At 54.9% G+C, this 5555-nt stretch carries 3 rRNA genes; all 3 read left to right on the top strand.

The annotated features are described in order from the left end of the window. Positions 1–225: 225 nt before the first annotated feature. Positions 226–1750: ribosomal RNA gene (locus KE274_RS16315) — 16S ribosomal RNA — on the top strand. A 419-nt stretch (positions 1751–2169) separates the two neighbouring features. Continuing rightward, a 23S ribosomal RNA gene (locus KE274_RS16320) occupies positions 2170–5271 on the top strand. Positions 5272–5384: 113 nt separating this feature from the next. Next, positions 5385–5501 (top strand): 5S ribosomal RNA (rrf, locus tag KE274_RS16325). The 16S, 23S and 5S rRNA genes sit together here, the layout of an rRNA operon. The last annotated feature ends 54 nt before the right edge of the window (positions 5502–5555 follow it).

The following is a 5555-nucleotide window of genomic DNA, read 5'->3' on the forward strand; positions in this document are numbered from 1 at the left end:
TGTGATGGCTGGGTCGTGGGAGCATCCGATCCTTGAGAACTCAACAGCGTGCACTTGTCAAATGCCAAATTATCCTCGTTCAGCTTCGGCTGGGTGAGAATTCCTTTGGATCAAAGACCAACCTCTTTGTGGGGTTGGCGATGGATAGTCAGCAATGATTTATCTCTTTGGTCAGTTTCAAACTCGCTGCGTCACCGTTTTTCCCGGTGGGGTATGCAATTTCTTTTTACGGAGAGTTTGATCCTGGCTCAGGATGAACGCTGGCGGCGTGCTTAACACATGCAAGTCGAACGGTGAACACGGAGCTTGCTCTGTGGGATCAGTGGCGAACGGGTGAGTAACACGTGAGCAACCTGCCCCTGACTCTGGGATAAGCGCTGGAAACGGCGTCTAATACTGGATATGTGACGTGACCGCATGGTCTGCGTTTGGAAAGATTTTTCGGTTGGGGATGGGCTCGCGGCCTATCAGCTTGTTGGTGAGGTAATGGCTCACCAAGGCGTCGACGGGTAGCCGGCCTGAGAGGGTGACCGGCCACACTGGGACTGAGACACGGCCCAGACTCCTACGGGAGGCAGCAGTGGGGAATATTGCACAATGGGCGGAAGCCTGATGCAGCAACGCCGCGTGAGGGATGACGGCCTTCGGGTTGTAAACCTCTTTTAGCAGGGAAGAAGCGAAAGTGACGGTACCTGCAGAAAAAGCGCCGGCTAACTACGTGCCAGCAGCCGCGGTAATACGTAGGGCGCAAGCGTTATCCGGAATTATTGGGCGTAAAGAGCTCGTAGGCGGTTTGTCGCGTCTGCTGTGAAATCCCGAGGCTCAACCTCGGGCCTGCAGTGGGTACGGGCAGACTAGAGTGCGGTAGGGGAGATTGGAATTCCTGGTGTAGCGGTGGAATGCGCAGATATCAGGAGGAACACCGATGGCGAAGGCAGATCTCTGGGCCGTAACTGACGCTGAGGAGCGAAAGGGTGGGGAGCAAACAGGCTTAGATACCCTGGTAGTCCACCCCGTAAACGTTGGGAACTAGTTGTGGGGTCCATTCCACGGATTCCGTGACGCAGCTAACGCATTAAGTTCCCCGCCTGGGGAGTACGGCCGCAAGGCTAAAACTCAAAGGAATTGACGGGGACCCGCACAAGCGGCGGAGCATGCGGATTAATTCGATGCAACGCGAAGAACCTTACCAAGGCTTGACATATACGAGAACGGGCCAGAAATGGTCAACTCTTTGGACACTCGTAAACAGGTGGTGCATGGTTGTCGTCAGCTCGTGTCGTGAGATGTTGGGTTAAGTCCCGCAACGAGCGCAACCCTCGTTCTATGTTGCCAGCACGTAATGGTGGGAACTCATGGGATACTGCCGGGGTCAACTCGGAGGAAGGTGGGGATGACGTCAAATCATCATGCCCCTTATGTCTTGGGCTTCACGCATGCTACAATGGCCGGTACAAAGGGCTGCAATACCGTGAGGTGGAGCGAATCCCAAAAAGCCGGTCCCAGTTCGGATTGAGGTCTGCAACTCGACCTCATGAAGTCGGAGTCGCTAGTAATCGCAGATCAGCAACGCTGCGGTGAATACGTTCCCGGGTCTTGTACACACCGCCCGTCAAGTCATGAAAGTCGGTAACACCTGAAGCCGGTGGCCTAACCCTTGTGGAGGGAGCCGTCGAAGGTGGGATCGGTAATTAGGACTAAGTCGTAACAAGGTAGCCGTACCGGAAGGTGCGGCTGGATCACCTCCTTTCTAAGGAGCATCTGACGCTTCGGCGTCCAGAACCCAGTTCGAAGGCACACGTTCTTCGCTGGGAGCTCATGGGTGGAACATTTGACATGGTGCGAAGGATGTTGTTCTTCCTCAGTACGCCGCTTTGGTGGTGGGAACGGGGAGGGTGACGGGTGTCGCACCTGCACGCTGTTGGGTCCTGAGGGACCGGATGCGGTTCTGGTCTTCGGACTGGGACGGTCTGTACCTCTGGGCCTTTCGTCGTCTCTCCTGGTGGGAGGTGGGGAAGGGTACCGCCCGTACTTTGAGAACTACACAGTGGACGCGAGCATCTTGCGACCGGCTTTCGAGCTGGTTGCACAAGATGATCTTAAAGATCATTAGTCAATTTCTGATCCCGCCTTYGGGTGGGGTCGAGTTTTTGATTCGAACTCATGTGATTTCAAGTCTTTAAGAGCAAACGGTGGATGCCTTGGCATCTGGAGCCGAAGAAGGACGTAGCAATCTGCGATAAGCCTCGGGGAACTGATAAGCAAGTTTTGATCCGAGGGTGTCCGAATGGGGAAACCCCGCTGGGCGGCGTGCCGACCTAGTGACTCCCGCCTGAATATATAGGGCGGGTAGAGGGAACGTGGGGAAGTGAAACATCTCAGTACCCACAGGAAGAGAAAGCAACCGCGATTCCGTTAGTAGTGGCGAGCGAAACCGGAACAGGCTAAACCGAGTGTGTGTGATATCCGGCAGGAGTTGCATATTCGGGGTTGTGGGACTCACCAGTCAGTTCTGCCGAGCTGGCGACGTTACAGAAGCGTATAGACGAACGGTCTTGAAAGGCCGGTCATAGAGGGTGCCAACCCCGTAGTCGAAATGCGTGTTCTGGCGTGGAGAGTATCCCAAGTAGCACGGGGCCCGTGAAATCCCGTGTGAATCTGTCAGGACCACCTGATAAGCCTAAATACTCCCAGATGACCGATAGCGGACAAGTACCGTGAGGGAAAGGTGAAAAGTACCCCGGGAGGGGAGTGAAATAGTACCTGAAACCGTTTGCTTACAAACCGTTGGAGCACCCCTGGTAGGTGTGACAGCGTGCCTTTTGAAGAATGAGCCTGCGAGTTAGCGATATGTGGCGAGGTTAACCCGTGTGGGGTAGCCGTAGCGAAAGCGAGTCTGAATAGGGCGATTCAGTCGCATGTCCTAGACCCGAAGCGAAGTGATCTATCCATGGCCAGGTTGAAGCGACGGTAAGACGTCGTGGAGGACCGAACCCACTTAGGTTGAAAACTGAGGGGATGAGCTGTGGATAGGGGTGAAAGGCCAATCAAACTTCGTGATAGCTGGTTCTCTCCGAAATGCATTTAGGTGCAGCGTTGCGTGTTTCTTGCCGGAGGTAGAGCTACTGGATGGCCGATGGGCCCTACAAGGTTACTGACGTCAGCCAAACTCCGAATGCCGGTAAGTGAGAGCGCAGCAGTGAGACTGTGGGGGATAAGCTTCATAGTCGAGAGGGAAACAACCCAGACCACCAACTAAGGTCCCAAAGCGCGTGCTAAGTGGGAAAGGATGTGGAGTTGCTCTGACAACCAGGAGGTTGGCTTAGAAGCAGCCACCCTTGAAAGAGTGCGTAATAGCTCACTGGTCAAGTGATTCCGCGCCGACAATGTAACGGGGCTCAAGCACGCCACCGAAGTTGTGGCATTGACATTATTGGTAGGCCTTCGTGGTCCAGCCGTGTTGATGGGTAGGAGAGCGTCGTGTGGCCAGCGAAGCGGCGGTGGAAACCAGCCGTGGAGGCTACACGAGTGAGAATGCAGGCATGAGTAGCGAATGACGTGTGAGAAACACGTCCTCCGAAAGACCAAGGGTTCCAGGGTCAAGCTAATCTTCCCTGGGTAAGTCGGGACCTAAGGCGAGGCCGACAGGCGTAGTCGATGGACAACGGGTTGATATTCCCGTACCGGCGAAGAACCGCCCAAGCTAATCCAGTGGTGCTAAACGTCCGAGCCTTCACATCGTTGCCTTCGGGTGACACCGTGGAGGGGAGCACGTGACCCCATGCTGGTGCGGTTAGCGTATTAACAGGTGTGACGCAGGAAGGTAGTCCAAGCCAGGCGATGGTTGTCCTGGTGCAAGTGCGTAGGCCGAGTCATAGGCAAATCCGTGACTCATGAGGCTGAGACACGATGCGGATAAAAAGTGGATGATCCTATGCTGCCGAGAAAAGCATCGACGCGAGGTTCTAGCCGCCCGTACCCCAAACCGACTCAGGTGGTCAGGTAGAGAATACCAAGGAGATCGAGAGAATCGTGGTTAAGGAACTCGGCAAAATGCCCCCGTAACTTCGGGAGAAGGGGGGCCTTCGACGTATTAGGACTTGCTCCGAAAGCGTTTGGAGGCCGCAGAGACTAGTGGGTAGCGACTGTTTACTAAAAACACAGGTCCGTGCCAAGTCGCAAGACGATGTATACGGACTGACGCCTGCCCGGTGCTGGAAGGTTAAGAGGACCGGTTAGCCGCAAGGCGAAGCTGAGAATTTAAGCCCCAGTAAACGGCGGTGGTAACTATAACCATCCTAAGGTAGCGAAATTCCTTGTCGGGTAAGTTCCGACCTGCACGAATGGCGTAACGACTTCCCAACTGTCTCAACCGCGAACTCGGCGAAATTGCATTACGAGTAAAGATGCTCGTTACGCGCAGCAGGACGGAAAGACCCCGTGACCTTTACTACAGCTTGGTATTGGTGTTCGGTGTGGCTTGTGTAGGATAGGTGGGAGACTTTGAAGCGGTGACGCCAGTTACCGTGGAGTCATTGTTGAAATACCACTCTGGTCACTCTGGATATCTAACTTCGAACCGTAATCCGGTTCAGGGACAGTGCCTGGTGGGTAGTTTAACTGGGGCGGTTGCCTCCCAAAAAGTAACGGAGGCGCCCAAAGGTTCCCTCAACCTGGTTGGCAATCAGGTGGCGAGTGTAAGTGCACAAGGGAGCTTGACTGTGAGACTGACAGGTCGAGCAGGGACGAAAGTCGGGACTAGTGATCCGGCAGTGGCTTGTGGAAGCGCTGTCGCTCAACGGATAAAAGGTACCTCGGGGATAACAGGCTGATCTTGCCCAAGAGTCCATATCGACGGCATGGTTTGGCACCTCGATGTCGGCTCGTCGCATCCTGGGGCTGGAGTAGGTCCCAAGGGTTGGGCTGTTCGCCCATTAAAGCGGTACGCGAGCTGGGTTTAGAACGTCGTGAGACAGTTCGGTCCCTATCCGCTGCGCGCGTAGGAAGTTTGAGAGGATCTGACCCTAGTACGAGAGGACCGGGTTGGACGAACCTCTGGTGTGTCAGTTGTTCCGCCAGGAGCACCGCTGATTAGCTACGTTCGGGATGGATAACCGCTGAAAGCATCTAAGCGGGAAGCCGGCCTCAAGATGAGACTTCCATACCTTCGGGTGAGAGGCTCCCAGCCAGACTACTGGGTTGATAGGCCAGATGTGGAAGCACGGTAACGTGTGCAGCTGACTGGTACTAATAAGCCGATGACTTGATAACACACCGTTCGTTGGTGCTTGCGTCCACTGAGTGGTTCTCGATGTACGGTCGAGAACCACCTTCGATCACACGAYTCGTGTGAACCTAGGTTTTGATTGAAACATCAATAGTGTTTCGGCGGCCATAGCGTGAGGGAAACGCCCGGTTACATTCCGAACCCGGAAGCTAAGCCTCACAGCGCCGATGGTACTGCAGGGGGGACCCTGTGGGAGAGTAGGACACCGCCGGACTCCTTTTAGTCGAAATGGCCACCCAACGCTGGGTGGCCATTTCGCGTTAACAAC

Source organism: Microbacterium paraoxydans, from assembly GCF_018224615.1.
In the GTDB taxonomy this organism is placed as follows: Bacteria; Actinomycetota; Actinomycetes; order Actinomycetales; family Microbacteriaceae; genus Microbacterium; species Microbacterium paraoxydans_B.